Source organism: Demequina capsici, from assembly GCF_032102965.1.
In the GTDB taxonomy this organism is placed as follows: domain Bacteria; phylum Actinomycetota; class Actinomycetes; order Actinomycetales; family Demequinaceae; genus Demequina; species Demequina capsici.
In genome coordinates this window covers 3,025,012-3,042,881 of sequence record NZ_CP134880.1, presented here as the reverse complement: position 1 = coordinate 3,042,881, position 17,870 = coordinate 3,025,012, and the positions used below count along the sequence as shown (strand labels likewise).

The 17,870-nt window shown below is 69.1% G+C and carries 20 protein-coding genes; 7 read left to right on the top strand and 13 right to left on the bottom strand.

The annotated features are described in order from the left end of the window. Nucleotide 1 precedes the first annotated feature (1 nt). Genes RN607_RS14440 through RN607_RS14425 form a run of 4 tightly spaced genes read right to left on the bottom strand, consistent with a single transcriptional unit; the run spans nucleotide 2 to nucleotide 2,999 of the window. The gene (locus RN607_RS14440) at nucleotides 2–1,345 is read right to left on the bottom strand and encodes an aryl-sulfate sulfotransferase (protein WP_313543386.1); all 1,344 of its coding nucleotides are present in this window, start codon (nucleotides 1,343–1,345) and stop codon (nucleotides 2–4) included. 31 nt (nucleotides 1,346–1,376) lie between these two features. Continuing rightward, a complete protein-coding gene (locus RN607_RS14435; protein WP_313498396.1) occupies nucleotides 1,377–2,003 on the bottom strand; it encodes an aminodeoxychorismate/anthranilate synthase component II in 627 nt (208 codons plus the stop codon). Between the two features lies 1 nt (nucleotide 2,004). Next, on the bottom strand, nucleotides 2,005–2,169 hold the full coding sequence (locus RN607_RS14430; protein ID WP_313543385.1) for a hypothetical protein: 165 nt from the start codon (nucleotides 2,167–2,169) through the stop codon (nucleotides 2,005–2,007). Continuing rightward, nucleotides 2,166–2,999: a class E sortase gene (locus tag RN607_RS14425; RefSeq protein WP_313543384.1), complete on the bottom strand. Its 834-nt coding sequence runs from the start codon at nucleotides 2,997–2,999 to the stop codon at nucleotides 2,166–2,168. Before RN607_RS14425 ends, RN607_RS14430 begins: the two co-directional genes overlap by 4 nt. A 153-nt stretch (nucleotides 3,000–3,152) precedes the next feature. Between RN607_RS14425 and RN607_RS14420 the strand changes: the two genes are divergently transcribed. After that, a complete protein-coding gene (locus tag RN607_RS14420) occupies nucleotides 3,153–3,401 on the top strand; it encodes a cell division protein CrgA (protein WP_313543383.1) in 249 nt (82 codons plus the stop codon). 539 nt (nucleotides 3,402–3,940) lie between these two features. On the opposite strand, the gene RN607_RS14415 is transcribed toward RN607_RS14420, so the two are convergent. Both RN607_RS14415 and RN607_RS14410 read right to left on the bottom strand, forming a co-directional pair. Beyond that, entirely contained in the window at nucleotides 3,941–4,723 is a 783-nt protein-coding gene (locus tag RN607_RS14415; RefSeq protein WP_313543381.1) for a rhomboid family intramembrane serine protease, read from the bottom strand. Nucleotides 4,724–4,726: 3 nt separating this feature from the next. Continuing rightward, a complete protein-coding gene (locus RN607_RS14410; RefSeq protein WP_313498386.1) occupies nucleotides 4,727–5,266 on the bottom strand; it encodes a peptidylprolyl isomerase in 540 nt (179 codons plus the stop codon). Between the two features lie 90 nt (nucleotides 5,267–5,356). Here RN607_RS14410 and RN607_RS14405 point away from each other — a divergent pair, with 90 nt between their 5' ends. Further along, the gene (locus RN607_RS14405) at nucleotides 5,357–6,403 is read left to right on the top strand and encodes a hypothetical protein (RefSeq protein ID WP_313543379.1); all 1,047 of its coding nucleotides are present in this window, start codon (nucleotides 5,357–5,359) and stop codon (nucleotides 6,401–6,403) included. Nucleotides 6,404–6,482: 79 nt separating this feature from the next. On the opposite strand, the gene RN607_RS14400 is transcribed toward RN607_RS14405, so the two are convergent. Continuing rightward, the gene (locus RN607_RS14400) at nucleotides 6,483–7,064 is read right to left on the bottom strand and encodes a manganese efflux pump MntP (RefSeq protein WP_313543378.1); all 582 of its coding nucleotides are present in this window, start codon (nucleotides 7,062–7,064) and stop codon (nucleotides 6,483–6,485) included. 236 nt (nucleotides 7,065–7,300) lie between these two features. Then, nucleotides 7,301–7,831 carry a helix-turn-helix domain-containing protein gene (locus RN607_RS14395; RefSeq protein ID WP_313543375.1) on the bottom strand — a complete coding sequence of 177 codons (531 nt, stop codon included), beginning with the start codon at nucleotides 7,829–7,831 and terminating at the stop codon, nucleotides 7,301–7,303. A 55-nt stretch (nucleotides 7,832–7,886) separates the two neighbouring features. On the opposite strand from RN607_RS14395, the gene RN607_RS14390 reads away from it, so the two are divergent. Next, nucleotides 7,887–9,071 carry a benzoate/H(+) symporter BenE family transporter gene (locus RN607_RS14390; RefSeq protein WP_313543373.1) on the top strand — a complete coding sequence of 395 codons (1,185 nt, stop codon included), beginning with the start codon at nucleotides 7,887–7,889 and terminating at the stop codon, nucleotides 9,069–9,071. A 27-nt stretch (nucleotides 9,072–9,098) separates the two neighbouring features. Here the strand turns inward: RN607_RS14390 and RN607_RS14385 are convergent, their stop codons facing one another. Together RN607_RS14385 and RN607_RS14380 are read right to left on the bottom strand one after the other, a co-directional pair. Continuing rightward, the gene (locus tag RN607_RS14385) at nucleotides 9,099–10,178 is read right to left on the bottom strand and encodes a hypothetical protein (protein WP_313543371.1); all 1,080 of its coding nucleotides are present in this window, start codon (nucleotides 10,176–10,178) and stop codon (nucleotides 9,099–9,101) included. Nucleotides 10,179–10,357: 179 nt separating this feature from the next. After that, nucleotides 10,358–10,984 (bottom strand): LysE family transporter, encoded by a 627-nt coding sequence (locus RN607_RS14380; RefSeq protein ID WP_313543369.1) that lies wholly within the window; start codon nucleotides 10,982–10,984, stop codon nucleotides 10,358–10,360. 164 nt (nucleotides 10,985–11,148) lie between these two features. On the opposite strand from RN607_RS14380, the gene RN607_RS14375 reads away from it, so the two are divergent. Further along, the gene (locus RN607_RS14375; RefSeq protein ID WP_313498367.1) at nucleotides 11,149–11,448 is read left to right on the top strand and encodes a zinc-ribbon domain-containing protein; all 300 of its coding nucleotides are present in this window, start codon (nucleotides 11,149–11,151) and stop codon (nucleotides 11,446–11,448) included. A gap of 38 nt (nucleotides 11,449–11,486) precedes the next feature. Here RN607_RS14375 and RN607_RS14370 read toward each other — a convergent pair whose 3' ends face one another. Both RN607_RS14370 and RN607_RS14365 read right to left on the bottom strand, forming a co-directional pair. After that, entirely contained in the window at nucleotides 11,487–11,792 is a 306-nt protein-coding gene (locus RN607_RS14370) for an antitoxin Xre/MbcA/ParS toxin-binding domain-containing protein (protein ID WP_313543367.1), read from the bottom strand. A gap of 318 nt (nucleotides 11,793–12,110) precedes the next feature. Then, nucleotides 12,111–13,037, bottom strand: coding sequence for a quinone oxidoreductase family protein (locus RN607_RS14365; RefSeq protein ID WP_313543365.1), 927 nt, complete (start codon nucleotides 13,035–13,037; stop codon nucleotides 12,111–12,113). Between the two features lie 335 nt (nucleotides 13,038–13,372). On the opposite strand from RN607_RS14365, the gene RN607_RS14360 reads away from it, so the two are divergent. The 3 genes from RN607_RS14360 (at nucleotide 13,373) to RN607_RS14350 (ending at nucleotide 16,653) form a co-directional block, all read left to right on the top strand. Next, entirely contained in the window at nucleotides 13,373–13,594 is a 222-nt protein-coding gene (locus tag RN607_RS14360; RefSeq protein ID WP_313543363.1) for a helix-turn-helix transcriptional regulator, read from the top strand. Between the two features lie 281 nt (nucleotides 13,595–13,875). Continuing rightward, a complete protein-coding gene (locus tag RN607_RS14355) occupies nucleotides 13,876–14,745 on the top strand; it encodes a tyrosine-type recombinase/integrase (RefSeq protein WP_313543361.1) in 870 nt (289 codons plus the stop codon). Nucleotides 14,746–15,759: 1,014 nt separating this feature from the next. Continuing rightward, entirely contained in the window at nucleotides 15,760–16,653 is an 894-nt protein-coding gene (locus tag RN607_RS14350; protein ID WP_313543359.1) for a hypothetical protein, read from the top strand. Nucleotides 16,654–16,916: 263 nt separating this feature from the next. On the opposite strand, the gene RN607_RS14345 is transcribed toward RN607_RS14350, so the two are convergent. After that, nucleotides 16,917–17,870 carry a hypothetical protein gene (locus tag RN607_RS14345; protein WP_313543357.1) on the bottom strand — a complete coding sequence of 318 codons (954 nt, stop codon included), beginning with the start codon at nucleotides 17,868–17,870 and terminating at the stop codon, nucleotides 16,917–16,919.

Genomic DNA, 17,870 nt, shown 5'->3' with positions numbered 1-17,870 from the left:
GCTACGCGTCCGCGACCAGCCCGGGCTGGGCCACGAGCGCCCGGTAGGCGACCGTGGCCGCGATCTCGTCGCTGAACGTGCCGATGCCGTAGACCAGCTCCTGCGCGCGCAGCGCGGTGCCGTCGGCCGTCAGCCTCACGATGGGGTCGCCTTCCGCGGTCACGATCTCGACGCCGGACGAGCCGCAGCCCCATGAGACCGCCCAGAGGCTCTCGTCGGCCACCAAGGGCGTCGCCGATCCCATGCACTCCGAGGTGCGGCCGGAGGAGTCCTCCACCACCCGCTCGATCGTCGCGACGCCGTCGTCGACGCTGACCACGAGGAACCGGGCGACCCCCACGCCGGACGACCCGTTGTCGAAGATGGTGAAGCGCCCGTCGTCGAGCAGCTGGATGTCGTGGTTGCCGCTCAGCAGCTGCCTGTCACCGAGCAGACCGTCGGGGTCGGAGACCTGGAGCGCCTCGGGCCCCGCATAGTCGCCGAAGGTCCACAGCACCTCGCCTGTCGCGATGTCCACCGCCACCACCGTGCTGACGCCCTTCATCGAGACGTACAGGGTGCCGCCGTCGTCGCTGACCTGCATCGAGTTGCAGTGGAAGGGGTCGCTTGCGCTGAACACCGCGGTGGTGCTGGCCTGGTCGATGACGCCTTCCGGCATGTGCTCGAGCGCAGACCAGGACCACACCTGCTCACCGTCCCGGTAGTGCACGATCTGGCAGTCGTAGACGTGATCCGGGCCCTCCGTGCCCCCCGACAGGCCGCACGCCGCGATGCTCGCATCGCACGCCACCGGCACGTACCGGTCCCCGAAGAACCCGTCGCCTTGCGCGTCCGCGGTCAGCCCATGGAAGTCGAGCGCGTATGCGGCGGTCTCAGGGTGGCGCTGGAGCACGCCGTGCGCGACCGTGTTGACGTGGGCGCACTCGGCCCAGCCGAGCGACTCCGCGAGGCAGTCGTTCGTCGTCAACATCAGGCGACCGTCGACGACCGTGAGGGCGTACCCCCATGCGTCGCCACGCACGGGCACCTCCGCCACGGGCTCCAGCGCGGCGGTGAGCTCGAGCACGGACTGCTCCGTGGAGAACGTCGGCGAGGCGATGTAGACCGCGGCGTCCAGATCCGCGAGCGCGGCCTCGGCGTCGGCATCGATCACCTGGCGCACGAGGTGGAGCCTCGCCAGCGTCGTCTCGCCGTCGAGCGCCGATGCGGACGACGACGCCTGCCCCGATGCCGACGGCGTCCCGCCCGTCGTCGTTCCCGCGTCGGGCGACGCGCCTGTGCACGACGACAGCAGGGCGCCGACGAGGACGGCCGTCGCGAGCGCTCCGAGGCGCGGGGCGATCACGTGGACACCGTTGCGATGCTCGCTCTTCGGGCTACTTGCGCACCAGCGGGCCCAGCCCGGCGGACCTGGCCTCGGCGTCGGGCATGCCGCACATCTCAAGCCAGTTCGCGAGCAGCCTGTGGCCACCCTCGGTGAGCACGGACTCGGGATGGAACTGCACCCCATGCAGCGGCAGCGACCTGTGCTTGAGCCCCATGATGATCCCGTTGGCGGTGCTGCACGTGACCTCGAGGTCGTCCGGCACGGTCGGGTTCTCCACGGCGAGCGAGTGGTAGCGCGTCGCCGTGAACGGCGACGGCAGGCCCGTCAGCACCGAGCCCTCGTGATGGGACACCAGGGATGTCTTGCCGTGCATGAGCTCAGGCGCATGGCTGACCACCGCGCCGTACACCTCGGCGAGCGCCTGGTGGCCCAGGCAGATGCCGAGCATCGGCGTGCCCGTCTCGGCGCAGCGCCTGATGACGTCCATCGACGATCCGGCCTCGGCGGGGGCGCCCGGTCCGGGCGAGATCAGCACCCCGTCGTAGTCGGTGACATCGCCCGCCTCGTGGACTGCGTCGTTGCGCACGACGACGGTCTCGGCGCCCATCTGACGCAGGTAGCCCACGATCGTGTAGACGAACGAGTCGTAGTTGTCGATCACGAGGATCCTCGTCATGTCATCCTCCCTGAACGGTCTGGTCCTGGAGAGGAAGATACGGCTCCAACCAGGGGAACACCCACTCGAACAGCACCGCGACCAGCGCGGCGAACGCGATCGCGACGATCAGGCTCTTGATCCAGACGTTGCCTGGGAGGCGTCGCCAGATCCACGTGGACATCATGATGCGGTCCCTTCCAGCATCTCCGCGGGCTCGCCGTGACCCAGTGGCGCCCAGTACGCGAGCTGTCCGTGAACCACCCACCGCTGCGCGGCCGAGAATCGGGGGTGGCAGGACGTGAGCGTGATGTACCGGCCGTCGGCGGAGGCACCCGGCTGATCAGGCACCGGCGCGATGACGTCGACCGCGGTGGGCAGCACGATCTCGTGGCTCGTCACGGTGTACACGTACCAGGCGTCGGCCGTCTGGATGACGATGCTGTCCCCCTCCTGCAGCCGGTCGATATCTGCGAACGGCTTGCCGTAGGTGGTGCGGTGTCCCGCGACGGCGAAGTTTCCCAGGCCGCCCGGCATCGCCGTGCCGGGGTAGTGCCCGATTCCGATGACGTTGAGCACGCCTGCCTTGTCGACGCCTTGACCGATCGGCTTCGCGTAGTCGGCACCCCAGCGCGGCACGTACATGACCGCGAACGTGTCCGCATGGCCAGGCTCGCTCATGACGGGCGGATCGTCGGTGAACTGGTACTCCGCGGGGATCGACTGGACCACCTGGACGTCATCCGTGGGGTCGCCCGAGCCGGAAGCGCCGCCCGTGTCACCGGCGCTGACGCTGGCGACGAAGTCCTCCACGATCTGCGCCTGCTCACGGTCCGCCGTGACGTCCGTGTAGAAGAGCTGCCACACGACGAACAGGCCCACGAGCACGCCGGCGGCGATCAGCAGCTCGCCCACGACGCCGAGCACGCGGTCGAGCGGGTGCGGACCGCGCCTCCTGTGCCGGGGACCTGCGAGCTCCGGGGATGGCGCCTCGGAGGCTGTGGCGTCGTGGGACATGATGCGTCCCAGCGTACGTGAGCGCCCTCGCGCGGGGGTACCCCTGGGGACCGGCCGACCGGCGGAGGGGCCGCACCCTTCGTGGGCCGGTAACCTGGTTCCCAGCATCCCGCCCAATGCGCGGATCCCGCGCCCGCCTCAGGAGCAACCACAGTGGCACGAGCCAAGAAGAAGAACGACAGCGTCACCTACAAGGCGCCCAGGAACCTGGGCAAGGCGCCGTCCGAGAACCCGCGTTGGCTGGTGCCGACGATCGTCGCCTTCCTCGTGGTCGGTCTCGCGTGGATCGTGGTGCACTACGTGACGCAGGGCCAGTACCCGCTGCCCCTGTACAACTGGAACGTGGCGATCGGCTTCGGCTGCTTCGCGGTGGCGATGGGTCTGCTGACCCGCTGGAAGTAGGACGACGCGGGGCTGCGCGGCTCGACATCGCGCCGCGTCACCCCGGCCGACACGCGCGTGGGCGTGCGCCTCGGCGCGCGCCTTTCGCATTTCTGGACGACGTGCATCCTCGGTTCCTCCCCGGCACCCACAGGGCTGTGGAGGAAGTTCTTCACTGTCCACCGTTTTCTGTGGATAACCCGGTGGAGATGTGAATAACACCCGTGTAGTTATCCCCATCGCAATCCACAATCGGGGATAACTACACCTGTGGGATTCACTTCTCGCGCATGGTGTGACGGCATCCAGCAGGAGCGGCGTCACGTGCAATTTGCACAATCACCAGGAATGATGCGCGTCGTGCGGCGGGCGGACCAGCGGCCTGGGATCCCCGGCCGCGCGGTCGTGAGGCTGCTGCGGCCGCCCATGCTCGGCCTGGGGATGGATCCCTTCGCCGGAGCGCCGTTGTTCGACGGATCCTGTGGAGTGGAGGCGGAGGGGCCCCTCGCCGGCCGCGTTCAGCGTCGCGAGCTCAGCGTCGCGAGGTCAGCGGCACGAGCTCAGCGACGTGCGCGCTGGCGGTTGTCCACCCAATGCAGCATGGCGAGCATGACCACCGTGCCCGTGACGGCGCCGCCGGCATGCGCTTCCCACGAGATGCCGGGAACGATGAAGCCGAGCGCCAGCCAGGGCACCGCGGTGGTGAGCACCGAGCGGTAGTCGAGCTTGAGCTTGTAGAGCACGACGGCGTACGCGGTGAAGAGGCCGAAGATCGCACCTGAGGCGCCGCCATGGACACCCGAGCTCGCCAGGAGCTCCACTCCGAACGATCCCCCGAGCAGCGCGAGGATGTACAGGGCGGCGAATCGCGCGCGCCCCAGGATCGGCTCCAGCTGGCTCCCGAACTGGAACAGCACCAGCATGTTCATGCCGATGTGGAAGATGCTGAAGTGCAGGAATCCCGAGGTGATCCAGCGGTACCATTCCTCGCCGGCGCCCCCGAGCTCGCCGTTGAGACCCGGGATCATGCCCCACTTCGCCGCCCAGGCGGAGGAGCCGAGCACGAGTGTTCCGTAGAGGTACGCCGCCACGTTGAGGCCGATGATCGCGTAGGTCACGACCGGCTTGCCGAAGGCGGAGGTGAAGCCCAGCCGGTTCACGACCGGCCGGGCCTGCTGCCGCGCCTGACGTGCGCAGTCCACGCAGATCACGCCGACGGGAGCCGGGGTCTGGCACTCCGGGCAGGTGGGACGCCCGCAGCGCTGGCAGGAGACGTAGGAGACGCGGTCAGGGTGGCGGGGGCACACGGGTTCCATGGCGGTCCCGCCACCCTGCACGCTCATCGACTACTCGGAGATTGTGACCGACGTGATCATCACGTCCTCGACCGGGCGGTCGCCGGGGCCCGTAGGCGTGGTGGCGATCTTGTCCACGACGGCCTTCGACTCGTCGTCCGCGACCTCGCCGAAGATGGTGTGCTTGCCGTTGAGCCAGTCGGGGTTGGTCACGGTGATGAAGAACTGCGAGCCGTTGGTGCCCGCGGGCTTGCCGGTGATCGGGTTGACGCGCTTGCCCGCGTTCGCCATGGCGAGCAGGTAGGGCTTGTTGAACGTGAGCTCCGGGTGGATCTCGTCGTCGAAGTTGTAGCCGGGGCCGCCGGTTCCGGTGCCCAGAGGGCAGCCGCCCTGGATCATGAAGCCGTCGATGACGCGGTGGAAGACGAGGCCGTCGTAGAACGGCTCGTGGCTGGCCTGACCGGTCGCCGGGTCCTTCCACTCCTTCTCACCGGTGGCGAGGCCGACGAAGTTCGCCACCGTGACAGGGGCGTGGTTCGGGAACAGCTCGACGCGGATGTCTCCGGCCGTGGTCTGGAACGTTGCGATCATGCTCGTCATTGTGGCATAAGGCCTCGCCAGGCCGTGTTGCAGGTGGCACGATAGGTAAAAGGCATACCAACCGCGAAGGGGAGGCTCTCCATGGGACGGGCGAAGCTGGACATCGATGCGGAGCGCTACCGCAAGCAGGCCGAGGAGGCCGCCAAGGTGGCGAAGGAGGCAGCCGACAAGGCGGCCGCCGCCGCAGTCGAGGCCGCGAAGCACGCGAAGGACTGGGCAGGTCCGCAGGTGGAGCACGCGAAGGAGTGGGCGGCCCCGCGGCTCGAGGAGGCCATCGAGTGGGCCAAGCCTCGTGCGGAGAAGGCGTATCACGCCGGGGCCAAGAAGGCGCGGCCTTACGTGCACAAGGCGGGAGACACCACGTCGGAGTGGGTCGACGTCGCGCACGCCGCCATCGTCGGCGCCGCGATCCCGGCGGTCATCGCGGCCGTCGACGCCGCGGCCGAGGACCCCAGGAAGAAGGGCTCGGCAGCCAAGGTGCTGATACCGATCGCCATCGCCGGCGCCGCCGGAGCAGCGCTCGTGGCGTGGGCCCGTCGCGACCCGGGCCGCGATGCCTGGGCCGGTGACGACGACTGGGAGCTCGAGGACCCGAGCGAGGACTTCCCTGCGAAGCTCCGCCACGACGTCAACAAGGCGACAGACATGACCACCTCCGCCATGAAGAAGGCGTTCGCCACCGTGTCGGACGCGGCGCAGACCACCTCCAAGCAGGTCATGGACGCCGCCGGACCGGCCTGGGACAAGGCGATGGGCCAGCTCGGCCCCACCTACGCGAAGGCGAAGGAGGCGGCGGGCCCTGCGTACGAGCGGGTTCGCGAGACCGCGGTCGACGAGGCGAAGAAGATCGCCGACCAGGCCGGTCCCGCGATCGAGCGGGTGAAGGCGACCGCGACCGCCGAGGCGAAGAAGTTCGCCGCCACGGTCGACGAGGCGCGGCATCAGGCCGCCGTCGAGCTCGCGGAGACGATCGACGGTGCCGAGGACGTCTGGGAGGACGAGGGCGGCACGGGCGAGGACGGCCTCACCGCTGAGGAGCGCAAGGACGAGGCGATGGCGCCCAAGAAGACGCCCGCCAAGAAGGCTCCTGCCAAGAAGCCTGCTGCGAAGGCCGACGACGAGGGCTGAGCCCCGCAGACGCCTCGCAAGGCACGTCACGAGGCCCCGGACCGATCGGTCCGGGGCCTCGTCGCATCCGTGAAGCCCGTCAGCCGGCCGCCAGGTGCTCGATGAGGATGCGCACACCGATGCCGATCAGCACCAGGCCTCCGGCGATCTCCGCCCAGGACCTCAGATGCCTCCCCGCGTGATGTCCCACCCGGTAGCCCGCGAGCGAGGCGACGAAGGTGACGGCTCCGATCACGAGGACCGCCGCCACGATGTCCACCGACAGGAACGCGAACGAGACTCCCACGGCGAGCGCGTCGATGCTGGTGGCCACCCCGAGCACCAGGAGCTCCCGCATCCCGATCGTCACCTCGTGATCCGGGACCTCCTCCGCTACATCGTCCTCGTCGGCCGACCGCGCCTCCCAGAGCATCTTCGCGCCGATGGCCGTCAGCAGGCCGAAGGCGATCCAGTGATCGAAGGCCGCCATCTGTGCAGCGAACGTGGATGCGAGCAGCCAGCCGATGACGGGCATGACCGCCTGGAAGACGCCGAAGGTGATGGCGAGCTGCAACGCGGGACGCCACACGAGGCGACGCAGGTGGAGCCCCTTGCCCACGGACACGGCGAACGCGTCGGCGGAGACTCCCAGGGCGGTGAGGAGCAGTGTGAGGATCGACAACGAGGAGCCCTCTCGGGTTCGAACGGTCGTGCCGAGCGGTTCCGGGGTCGCCTCGGCACGCTGACAGCGTGCCGAAGGTCTCGCTCACCCGGCCTCGGCCAGGAACCCGTCCCGGGCGCCTGGGCGCCAGTGTGTCGACACGGGTTCGGATCCTCGCGGATCGCTGGGAGCTACTCCCCTTCGTCGCGGACAGTGTCCCACAGGAGGGGCCTCACGGTCCACGAGCCTCGGCGTCCTCAGCTGGCGGGGACGCGCCTCATCACGAGCACCGCCTCCGCGGGCCCGCCGACCGCCTCGTAGGTGTGCTCCGTGTCGGAGACCCAGTCATAGTGCTCACCGGTCTTCACCATCACCTCGCCTCCTGACCTGCCGACACGTGCGACTCCCCTGGTGACCACCAGGTGCTCGACGACGTGCGGCCCATGCGCGGACGAGCGATGAACCGTGCCCGGGGTGAGGCGGAGCATGTACACCTCGACCGCGTCGTCCACGGAGCCGGTGGTGCCGAGCAGCACGGTCTCGATCCCGGGTGCTCCGACCTCCGCGCCGGGGCGCTCGGCGAGCAACCACGCGAGCGGAAGGTCGAGCGCGTTCGCGAGCGCGTACAGCGTGGACAGGTTGGGGTTGCGGCTTCCGCGCTCGATCTCGGACAGCGATCCCTTGCCGATGCCCGCGGCGGCGGCGAGGGCGTTGAGGGACAGTCCGCGGTCGGCGCGCACCGCGCGCAGACGATCTCCGACGAGGGGAGCGAGCTCGTCGGGATCCATGGGCTCAGCGTATCCGGTGTTCCGTTCTCAGAACGGTTGAACTATCGTTCCGTTCATGGAACACCCGCGCCGTCACACGATCGCCATGGGCCTTGTCACCGCGCTCGTGGGCTTCACCAGCTCCTTCGCGGTGGTGCTCGCGGGGCTTCGAGGCGTGGGCGCGACACCCGAGCAGGCCGCGTCCGGGCTCGCGATCCTCTGCATCACGCAGGCGCTCGGCATGCTGTGGCTCACCTGGCGCTACCGTGCTCCCCTCACGCTCGCATGGTCGACCCCAGGCGCCGCGCTCCTGGCAAGCCAGGGTGCCGTCGCCGGAGGTTGGCCGGCGGCGGTCGGGGCTTTCCTCGTGGTGGGCGTGCTCATCGTCGCCACGGGCCTGGTCCGCCCGCTCGGAAGCCTCATCGGGATGATCCCGCCCACGATCGCCCAGGCGATGCTCGCGGGCATCCTGTTCCCGCTGTGCCTGGCGCCCTTCGCGTCGCTCGCCGACCAGCCGTGGCTCGTCGGAGCGTTGATCCTGGTGTGGATCCTCATGCAGCGCCTCGCGGCACGGTGGGCCACGCCGGTGACGTTCGGCGTGGCACTGGTCATCATGATCGCTGCGACCGCGCGGAGCGGGGGAGCGGCGCTCACCGCGCCGGCACTCGTGCTCACCGCGCCCGCGCTCACCTGGGCCGGCGTGCTCGGGATCGCCGTGCCGCTGTACGTGGTGACCATGGCGTCGCAGAACGTGCCAGGCGTCGCAGTCCTCAAGGCCGCCGGCTATGAGACCCCGTGGAAGGAGACGATGCTGGTCACCGGCGCGGGCACGCTCGCGTCCGCCGGCTTCGGCGGGCACGCGATCAACCTGGCCGCGATCACCGCCGCTCTGCCTGCCTCGCCCGAGTCCCACCCTGAACCACAGCGACGGTGGGTCGCGACCGCCACCGCAGGTTGGGCCTACCTGGGGATCGCGGTGGTCGCGGCCACCCTGACCGCGCTGGTCGACGCCGCGCCCGCGGGGCTGCTCGAATCCGTGGCGGGACTCGCGCTGCTCGGCACGTTCGCAACGTCCGCCTCCGGAGCGATGGCGGAGGCGCGGGACCGCGTGCCCGCGGCGATCACGCTGCTGCTCGCCGCGTCGGGCGTGGCGATCGTGGGTATCGGCTCCGCGTTCTGGGCGCTGCTCGTGGGACTCGCGGTGCGCCGGATCCTGCAACCACGCGTCGCAGCCGTGCCCGCCCCCGCTGAACGCGGCTGAGGCAGGACCGCAGCGCGAGGGGCGGGTTCAGCCCTCGACGGAGGTCACGGCGTCGGTCCATTCGGGGCACAGCTCGATCGCCGTGTACATCACGCCCGCGGCGGCCATGTCGTCCACCCCGTACCGCTCCTTGGTCGCGTCGAGCAGGCCCGTCATCGAGTCGACGCTGTCCGCTGCGCCGGCGTCGTACTGAGCGCACACCCAGTAGCCGGCGTCCAGCGCGGTCGAGTCGTCCAGCCCGGCGTCCCAGATGCCCAGCATCCAGAGATACATGGCCTCCGGGTCGTCGTCGCTGGGCATGTCTGCGTAGTCGAGACCATCGGCCGACGCGGTCGGGTCGGAGGTGCTGGAGTCGGACGCCCAGTACTCGGTGAGGCGGTCGTTGTCGCACAGGTACCACTGGGCTCCCTCGACGGCGGTGGCGTTGAGCTCCCCACCGTCGACGTTCCACGCATCCTCGTAGTACGAGGCGAACTCCTGCGCGGACATCGGATCCGTCGCCTCGCAGATGCCGTAGCCCATGTCGACCAGGTCGGCATCGCTGACGCCGTCGAGCTGCGACTCGTAGTCGGTGCCGTCGAGGTACGCGTGGACGTAGGAGACGTAACCGGCCTCGTCGGGGCCCGACGTTACGAGCCCATCGCTCAGGTCGCTCATCTGCGAGCTCGCCGACGCGACCGCGTCCGACACCGCGTCGGACACCCGGTTGAAGACGAACGACGCCGCCGCGATCCCTCCGACCACGAGCACCAGCACCACCGCGACGACGATCCCGACGATCAGGGGCACCTTGCTCCGCTTCGCCGGCTCGCCGGCGGCGAAGGTGCCGTCGGCCGGCATCGCCACCGTCGACTCGGCCGCCACATAGTCGGCGGCGGTTGCCGGCGGGATCGACTCGGCGCCCGCGGTGGGCAGCACCTCGGTGGGATTCTCCTGAGGATGGGCCTGAGAGGCGACCTGGGCCTGGGCTTCAGCCACCGGGAACGACCGCGGCTCCTGCGAGCCCGGGTCGATCACCCAGTCCGACCACTGCGCCCCGTCCCAGTAGCGCCTGCGCCCGGTGCCGGGCGCGGTCGGGTCGTCGTGCCATTCCGGCGTGGTGCTCATGTGGTTCCCCCTGTGTCGGTGCATGGCCTGAGGGAACACTAGGCGTCGTCGACGAGGCGCGAGCCCGTCAGCCCCCGGCTGTGGAAAGCTTCGCCACGCCACCGATCCCTTCGGCGCACTGCCGACGGTACCTGCACGCCGCACCCTCGGGAAGCCCCCAGATCAGGGGATGCGCGTGCTCACCAGCCCATGGCGACCTTGACTGCCAGACCCAGCACGAGCACACCGCCGATCAGCGCGGACCAGCGACGCGCGCCCGGAGTCATGAGAAGCCTGCGCAGCGCGGAGCCCAGCAGCGCGAGCGTGAGCTGCCACACCGCGGACGCGCCGAGGACGCCGAGCACGAACGCGAACCGGTCGGCGGTCGCGGGATCCGGCCCGAGCGTCGCGCCGGCCACCAGGGCGGCGAAGTAGATCACGGTCGTCGGGTTCGCCATGGTGAGACCCAGGAACACGAGGTACGTCCGCCACGGCGTCGCCACCGCGCGCGCCACGCCCGACGGCATCGCGGGACGCGTCGGCGTCCAGACCGGTCGCAGCATCGCGAAGGCGAGACCCGCGAGCGTCACGGCGGACACGACCCGCAGCGGAGTCTGCACCGAGGCCACCAGGGGAGCCACCGCCGCACCGAGCACGACGGCGACGATCGAGTACACCCCGTCGGCGGAAGCCGTGCCCAGAGCCGCCGCAGCGCCGGTGCGTAACCCATGCTCAGCCGACTGGTAGATGACGAGGACCGCGATGGCACCCACCGGGATCGCGACCGCGAGACCCGCGACGATGCCCGCGACAAGCGCGCCGGTCACGGCAGGGGGCGTGGCTGCGCGACCGACCCGAGGGGGGTCGCGCGCTGTCGCGCCGCCTCGCCACGACCGAGCGTGTCGAGGGCGAAGGCGGTGCGGATGTCCATGTCCGCAAGGTAGCACCGCGTGTGGGATCGTGGAAGGCACACGGGAACGAAGGGGTGACCATGGGTATCTTCACGCGTCCGTCGCTTGCGACGCGGTGGCCCGACCTGGCCAAGGAGTTCGACCTGGAGCGCAACGCGCCCCTGACTGCTGACGACGTCTCGGCGCGCTCGATGAAGCGGGTGTGGTGGACGTCGCCGACGTGCGGGCACTCATGGCAGGACTCCCCGCGCGGCCGCACCGGGCAGACCCCGCGCGACTGCCAGGTGTGCGGCGGTGGCGGTTCAGGGTTCGTCCCGCGCGAGCCTGGCGCCGAGGCGTCGCTCAATCCGGGCCTTCGCGGCGGTCCGATCGTCCCCTGACGCCAGCCCCGGTCGGAAGCGGCCCAGCGAACGCTGCGTCAGACCCGGTGCGAGTACGCCACGAGCACTGTCGCGCAGTGCAATGCGGCGGCGTCGAGATCACGGATCGCGCACAGCGGTGTGCGGCCCCCGAGCAGCGGATTCGGCTTCGTGATCCACTCGATCGCCCGATCGCGGCCCATCGCCGTGAAGGCGACGGTCCAGGTGGCGTGCGCAAGCCTCACCTGGCTGGCCAGACGCGCGCTTCCCGTCGGATCCACGCCGGTCACCGCCTGGGCGATGGTCGGCCCCATCTGACTCTCCAGCTCGGCCGCGAGCTGGGACAACGGCGGAGTCCCGTTCATGCGTCGGCCCCGCGCCGGCAGTGCGCGGTGCGCCGCACGCGGGTCGGATCGCCCACGCGTCCATGCGATCCGCACGCGCGCTCACGCTCGCGTGCGCGACGAGCGCCGTCGACGACCACTGCCATGTGTGCCCCCAGCGGAGAACCTGTGCCCCTCGGCTCTTCTCCTTTGCGAGAACGTTAGCGGCGCATGCGCTCCCGCGCGAGGGTCTGTGGGCCGCGTCACCCAGCGAACCGGGTCGCTGGCAGGCACGACTCGGACAAGGCTCCCACAACCGGACACGCGTGCGCCGCCCTGCCGGACGTGCATCGGCCTGCCCTACGGCAGGAGCACCACCTTGCCGTCCGCATGCCCGCGCTCGAGGAAGCGATGAGCCTCGGCCACGTCGGCGAGCCTGAACGTGCGCACCACCTTCACGCGGATCGCGCCCTCCGCCGCGAGTCGCGTCAGCTCGACGCGCGCGGCCTCGCGGATCTGCGTTCCGGGATCAGCGCCGGCACCGCCGCCCAGCACCTGGATCCCGGCATCCATGGCCGCCGCCCGGGGCACGATGGACGCGATGCGCTCCCGGTCGTCGACCACGGCGAGCGAGGCGGCGAGCGCCTCGTCCGTGCCGATCAGATCGAGGGCGACCGTCACGCCCTGAGGCGCCAGCGCCGTCACCCGCTCCGCGAGGCCATCACCGTACGGTGTGGCTTCACCGCCGAGGTCGGACACGATCGCAGCACCCGAAGGCCCCGCCGTGCCGATCACGCGCGCGCCGCGCAGGCGCGCCAGCTGCACGGCCATCTGCCCGACTCCCCCTGCGGCACCGTGGATCAGCACCGTGTCGTCGGCGCCGACGTGTGTGGCCTCGAGCGCGTGCACGGCGGTCACCCCAGCGAGTAGCAGAGCGGCAGCGTCCACCCACGCGAGGGAGACAGGCTTGGGCACGACCGCCCTGCGCGGTACGACGAGATCCGTCGCGTAGGCGCCTGGCGCCCTGTACGCGATGACCTCGTCACCCACGGAGACATCGGTCACGCCCTCACCGACGGCCGTGACGACGCCCGCCGCCTCGGACCCGAGCCGGACCGGGACGCTGCCGCCGAACCTGCCGGCACGGTGCTTGCAGTCGGCAGGGTTCACGCCGATGGCCCTGACCTTGATCGCGACCTGCTGCGGGCCTGGCGCCTGCAGGTCCGTCTCCTCGAGGGTGAGGACCTCTGGCCCGCCGAACGAGGGAGCCGTCACGATCGTCGTCATGCACGGAGAACACCTGGGCGTGACGGCGCGTTCCCAGGGCGTCGGCATCGGCGGGGCCGGGGGACGACGAAGGCCCGACGCTCATGCGTCGGGCCCGATGGTGGAGCCTAGGGGACTCGAACCCCTAACCCCCTGTTAGGGAAGCGCGATTTCGACCAGTTTCTCCGTAGACCGCTACGGCCACGAATCTGACTTTCTACCAGGTAGTACACATCGGACACCTCTACGCTCACGCCCCTCTCGCGACGCCCGCATACGCGTAAGTTCGTGCAGAGAACGTGTAGAGCAGCCCGCCGCAAGGGGCCTGAGCTCGTACGCCACGCATATGACAAGACATGGACACATACAACGCACATGCACTCTCCGAGCCGCTGCTCGACACGCGCGGCGCGGCGGCCCTCCTCCACTTGAGCCCGAGGACCCTTGAAGGCTGGCGCGCCGACCCAAGGAAGCAGCCGGAGCACGGCGCCCCTCCCCACCTGCGTCTCAGCCGCGGCGCCATCCGCTACCGCCCCTCGGACATCCAGGCGTGGCTTGACCGGGTGGCAGTGGCGTAGTGCGCGGGCGCGAACTGCTGCCGGGTCAGATCACCCTCACTGACCGGTCCGAGCGCACCGCGACGGGCGCGTACACGACGATCGCGCATGTGCGCCTGTGGAGCGGCGCCAAGAGATCTGTCAGCCGGTCGGCGCCGACGCGAGGCCAAGCACGGGCCCGCGCACAGTCCGCGGCCCAGCAACTGCTGGACGCATCCGTCGCCGGACCCGCAGCCGCGTCGACCATCACTCTCGGCGCGATGATCCGCACCCACCTCGAGGCCGTCACCGCTGAGGGGCACGTGCGTGAGCAGTCGCTCGTGAACTATCGCAGTGCAGTCAAGCGGATCATCGCGACGGCGGGCGACGCGCCTCTGCATGACCTCACGCCGTCAAAACTTGGCGCCCTCATGCGCGAGGCGTATGAGGGTGTTCCTACCAGCCACCGGCTCGCGCAAACCGTCGTGGTCGCAGCCATGCGGCGCGCGCTCGCCGACGGTGTGATCGACCGCGACCCCACTGCAGGGTTGCGCGCTGCCCCTCCGAAGCGACGCCCAGCGCCGCGCGCGCTCACCCCTGATCAACTGCGCATCCTCATTCTCTGCCTGATGGAACGCGCCACGGATATGGACGGCAACACGATCCGCTTCCCTTCCACCGAGTCTGACGCAGCGGTACTGCAGCAGAGCATTGGGGCGCGCGTTGGGGAGGTTCTCGCTCTCCGCTGGTCAGACATCACCTTCGACGAAGACGCCGTGATCGTGAGCATCTCCGGCACCGTCGTGTCCGCGGTGCGAGGCGGCGCCAGAAGACAAGACATGGCGAAGACAAGCAGGGGGAATAGAACTGTCCGCACCAAGAACTCCACTGTCCGCAACATGCTCGAACGCCGGCGCACCCAAGCGGGACCAGAGAAGATTCGCGTGTTCTCCGGAGAGAAGGGCGGCTGGCTGTCTCCCCACACCGTGCACGCCACCTGGCGCAAGCGGCTCGCCGACACGGAGCTCGCGGGTTGGACCCCGCACGCCCTCCGCAGCACCTACGTAACAAACCGCGCACTGCAGGGGGTACCCATGGAGAAGGTCGCCGCAGCCGTCGGACATGGTGAGGTCGCTACGACCCGCAAATATTACGCCGCGGTTGACCCGAACCGCATCGTCGATGCCGACTGAAATCAGGTGGGCCCCCAGACCTGGCTGACGCAAATGGCGAGGTCGCGAGCCCGTGAGGATCCCCACCTCGCCCGATGCAACCGGCCCCGGCGTTTCGAACCCACAGTCGGCAAGAAGTGCGGCCCCCGGGGCTGATGGGCGACCCCGACGCTGGAACGGTGAGCGTTGCTGCGATTGCACTCTGCGATGTCGACGGCACATTGCCGTCGGGGCAAGCCTCGCCTGCAGGAAACAAGCCCGGGAAAGTACGATTCCGATGCTCGACCGAGTCCTTGCTTTCCCGAGGGCTTGGGGAGGCGAAACGCGCGAGCGTCCTTCGCCCCTGAGGACACGGACGAACGAAGATGCCTCGACCCGTCACCAGCGATCCGGGTCGGTTGCGGCGCACACCGCGTAGAAAACCCGTCAAGAAATGGGGGGAAATGTCCCGGCATTTTGACGCCGTTTTTCCCCAGGTCTTGAGGGGTTCGAGGGAGTTCAGCCTCCCGCGTCTTGGTCCTTGCTTCTCGCGGGAGCGCGAGGTGATCGCGTGCAGACTGCGGTGCCACTGCTCGGCCCTGTGGGCTGCGGGGCGGGGCCCGTGCCGGCAGCGAAGCCTTCCGATGTCGCTGACCGCCGCGCAGGATCCGCAGGTCGATGCGCGCCGCTCCCGCCGCCTGCAGCCTGGCCCGCGAGTCTCGGAACGGCACTCGCCCGAAGGCGGCTGGCCCCTCGCTTGGACGTGGACTGGTGCGACGCCGGGGCACCTTCCTCGCTCCGCACGCCGGGACTTGGAGCCTGCCTCCCATGCGGATCAGACGAAACTCGTTGGTCCTCGTCGCCCGCGACGGTTGACGGGAATCTTCATTCTGGCCTCACGCCACATGGCGACGCTTCGTGTCTCCCCCCGCTGACATGCTGTTCGCCGACGACGTCCATGGGGTGCATGCACTCCACTGGTCGCAACCGCATCGCCCTTGCGCCGGTCATCGTCGCGCCAGCCAAAGCCCTGCCCTGCTCGAAGGAGGTCTGACCGTGACGGCGAACGAAGTCGCGCCCATCTATGCGCGCATGCTCAGGTGGATCGATGACAACCTGACGCATGCGAACAGCCAGCCAGAACGACAAGTGGCGGTGCCCGTCGCGGCGTTTCTCAAGGATGCACTCGAGCAGATCACAGGGTGCGCCATCGCCGTCACTCCCGAGTTCAACATCGAGGTACTGAGCCGACGGCCCGACTTCGCGGTGTACATCAACGACCGACAAGTGGGCTTCGTCGAAGTCAAGGCGCGTAACGCAGGCCTCGAGCCGTTCGAGTGGCGCCCCAGCAACCCGAACCACCGCCAGTACGCCGAGCTGTCACGCCTGTCGAATCTGATCTACACCGACGGCGCAGAGTGGGTCTTCCACGACGGTGGAAGGCGAGTGCGTGTGAGCGACCTCACAGGAGTCACGCGCGGCCTGAAGCGCTTCGCAAGCGCACGTCAGGTGTGGGTCTCGATGGAGCCCCTACTTGCGCCATCTCCGGCATGGACCCCGAACGGTCTCGAGCAGACGTCGACCCGGGTGGCGCTCGGCTCCGACGCCAGCACCGTGCTGGCATGCATTCGAGGTTGCGTCGAGTCGGGGCGCGCCACGCTCGACCTCGACGATCCAAGGCCTGGCGCATTGAGGATCGGCAGCTTTGGCTTCGTGCACATACCAGGCGGGCGGACGGACGTGGTCAAGTTCGAGCCGAACGTCGTGGCCGACCTGCTTGGATGGCCCGGCGCATCAGCAGTGGTCTACGCGTTGAAGGGGATCGCATTCGACGGCAATGCCACCCGTTACCTCCGGAACACGACAATCGGATCCCGGAAGGTGAAGGCGCTCGTGATCGATCGGCATTTGTATGAAGCGAAGCCGCGCCACCTCCAGCGGCCCGACTGATTGGCGCGTCGCAAGACGACGGAACCGCGGTTGGTTTGGGAATGCAGAAGCGTCAGCCGAGCAAGCGGGTTACTCGGGCGCCGGCAAACCCACCTGGGTCAGCCCGGAGCAACCGCCAGAGGTGCGTCGGCTACAGAACTCCACCATGTCGCCGACTGCGCTACCCAACAGGTCGCCCTCGCGGCCTGACCACCCCAGTCAATCGATCGTGGGGCAGGCCCGGGCGCTTCTGATTGGCGTGCGACCAACGCGCGGCAACGAGACTACTTCTCACCTGCCCCGGCAAGCAGAGATAGGGTCGAGAAGTCGAGCGGCTGCGTGCTCACGAACTCGGAGTAACGGAGATCGTCGCCCGAGACAACTACGAGTTCTACCGAGGCCGAATCGCTCGAGTCGGGGCCCAGGCACTCGACCTGGAGCAGCTCCTGCCACTTCTGCCACAAGTGGACGAGCGCGGCATCGTTGCGCGCGTCGATGTTGATAACGATGAGCTCCGACACTCGCTCAAGCTTGATGTGGTCCGGGTGCTCGCTCGGTTTGAGCCCTGCGACTGTGGACGGTTGCCACACCCAGCCCCGCGGCGCCGATGCTGCATCAGGCAGCGCTTCGGCGCCGATGATCGCGTAAAGCGTCAGGTCCGAGGCCGGGTTCTCCCATCCAGCGCTCGCAACTCGAAACTCGTCGATCACTTCGAGCGTCTGAGCGAAGAAGGTGGTCTTCCCATAGCCCAGTTGGATCTTCTTCTGCAGGCGTCGAAGAGCCTGGTGGACGAGGTCCGGGAAGGCGAAGCGAGAGAGAGCGCGGGCTATCCTCGCCGCGAGCAGCGCAGCATCTTTGCCGCTCTGCTTCGTACACGTGCGGTCAATGACTTGCGTGTCCCCGAGCCGTGAGCGCGGTACTGAGACCATTCGGTCCACTTCAGCGACAAGGTCCAGATTCTCACCCACGAGCACCAGGAGCGGCTTCTGGCCGCGCTTGATGGCCGACCACTCCGCAGCGTCGAGCGCATGTCGGACAGGCGCTATGAGTACACGATCTTCCGGCCGACCCCTGACGAGGTCGCAAGTCTGGCTCATCAGCGCGATGCCGACCTCCGGAAGATACTTTTCAGGCGGCCCGGACGGCCCTTCGAGGAAGTGAACTTCGCTGAAGGCGAGAATGTCGCCCTGAGCAGCGCTTGCCCAGACCAACCGCGACGACTCCTCCTCAAGCCCCAT

Excerpts from the sequence above, each read along its gene's own strand:
- RN607_RS14405 (WP_313543379.1), top strand. The coding sequence starts at position 5,357 with ATGGGACGGGCGAAGCTGGACATCGATGCGGAGCGCTACCGCAAGCAG.
- RN607_RS14345 (WP_313543357.1), bottom strand. The coding sequence starts at position 17,870 with ATGGGGCTTGAGGAGGAGTCGTCGCGGTTGGTCTGGGCAAGCGCTGCT.
- RN607_RS14395 (WP_313543375.1), bottom strand. The coding sequence starts at position 7,831 with ATGGATCCCGACGAGCTCGCTCCCCTCGTCGGAGATCGTCTGCGCGCG.
- RN607_RS14410 (WP_313498386.1), bottom strand. The coding sequence starts at position 5,266 with ATGATCGCAACGTTCCAGACCACGGCCGGAGACATCCGCGTCGAGCTG.
- RN607_RS14360 (WP_313543363.1), top strand. The coding sequence starts at position 13,373 with ATGGACACATACAACGCACATGCACTCTCCGAGCCGCTGCTCGACACG.
- RN607_RS14435 (WP_313498396.1), bottom strand. The coding sequence starts at position 2,003 with ATGACGAGGATCCTCGTGATCGACAACTACGACTCGTTCGTCTACACG.
- RN607_RS14415 (WP_313543381.1), bottom strand. The coding sequence starts at position 4,723 with ATGAGCGTGCAGGGTGGCGGGACCGCCATGGAACCCGTGTGCCCCCGC.
- RN607_RS14390 (WP_313543373.1), top strand. The coding sequence starts at position 7,887 with ATGGAACACCCGCGCCGTCACACGATCGCCATGGGCCTTGTCACCGCG.
- RN607_RS14430 (WP_313543385.1), bottom strand. The coding sequence starts at position 2,169 with ATGATGTCCACGTGGATCTGGCGACGCCTCCCAGGCAACGTCTGGATC.
- RN607_RS14365 (WP_313543365.1), bottom strand. The coding sequence starts at position 13,037 with ATGACGACGATCGTGACGGCTCCCTCGTTCGGCGGGCCAGAGGTCCTC.
- RN607_RS14385 (WP_313543371.1), bottom strand. The coding sequence starts at position 10,178 with ATGAGCACCACGCCGGAATGGCACGACGACCCGACCGCGCCCGGCACC.
- RN607_RS14425 (WP_313543384.1), bottom strand. The coding sequence starts at position 2,999 with ATGTCCCACGACGCCACAGCCTCCGAGGCGCCATCCCCGGAGCTCGCA.
- RN607_RS14375 (WP_313498367.1), top strand. The coding sequence starts at position 11,149 with ATGGGTATCTTCACGCGTCCGTCGCTTGCGACGCGGTGGCCCGACCTG.
- RN607_RS14370 (WP_313543367.1), bottom strand. The coding sequence starts at position 11,792 with ATGAACGGGACTCCGCCGTTGTCCCAGCTCGCGGCCGAGCTGGAGAGT.